1 rRNA gene is annotated in these 802 nt (G+C 53.7%); it reads right to left on the bottom strand.

The features are described from left to right. Positions 1–727: ribosomal RNA gene (locus tag IEX96_RS13980) — 16S ribosomal RNA — on the bottom strand; the annotation flags it as partial. Between the last annotated feature and the right edge of the window lie 75 nt (positions 728–802).

Genomic DNA, 802 nt, shown 5'->3' with positions numbered 1-802 from the left:
GCTTTCGCACCTCAGCGTCAGATCCGGTCCAGGTAGCCGCCTTCGCCACTGGTGTTCTTCCTAATATCTACGAATTTCACCTCTACACTAGGAATTCCACTACCCTCTCCCGGTCTCGAGATCATCAGTTTTGAGGGCAATTCCGAGGTTGAGCCCCGGGCTTTCACCCCCAACTTGATGATCCGCCTACGTGCGCTTTACGCCCAGTAATTCCGAACAACGCTAGCCCCCTCCGTATTACCGCGGCTGCTGGCACGGAGTTAGCCGGGGCTTCTTTACCGGCTACCGTCATTATCTTCACCGGCGAAAGAGCTTTACAACCCTAAGGCCTTCATCACTCACGCGGCATGGCTGGATCAGGGTTGCCCCCATTGTCCAATATTCCCCACTGCTGCCTCCCGTAGGAGTCTGGGCCGTGTCTCAGTCCCAGTGTGGCTGATCATCCTCTCAAACCAGCTATGGATCGTCGCCTTGGTGAGCCATTACCTCACCAACTAGCTAATCCAACGCGGGCTTATCTCAGGGCGATAAATCTTTGGTCTTGAAACGCCAATTCCAAAACATCATACGGTATTAGCGCACGTTTCCATGCGTTATTCCGTACCCCAAGGCAAATTCCCACGCGTTACTCACCCGTCCGCCGCTCTCCCCGAAGGAAGCGCTCGACTTGCATGTGTTAGGCCTGCCGCCAGCGTTCGTTCTGAGCCAGGATCAAACTCTCAGATTGATCCAGGGACAATGTCCCTAAAAGGAAACATCATCTAAACATGTTCTCTACTACGCTTTGCGTCACAGAGATGCT

Origin of the sequence: Iodidimonas muriae, assembly GCF_014647255.1 — a bacterium.
Classification (GTDB): domain Bacteria; phylum Pseudomonadota; class Alphaproteobacteria; order Sphingomonadales; family Rhodothalassiaceae; genus Iodidimonas; species Iodidimonas muriae.
Note: the sequence above shows the minus strand (reverse complement) of the source record. Positions and strands in the feature narration are given on the sequence as shown.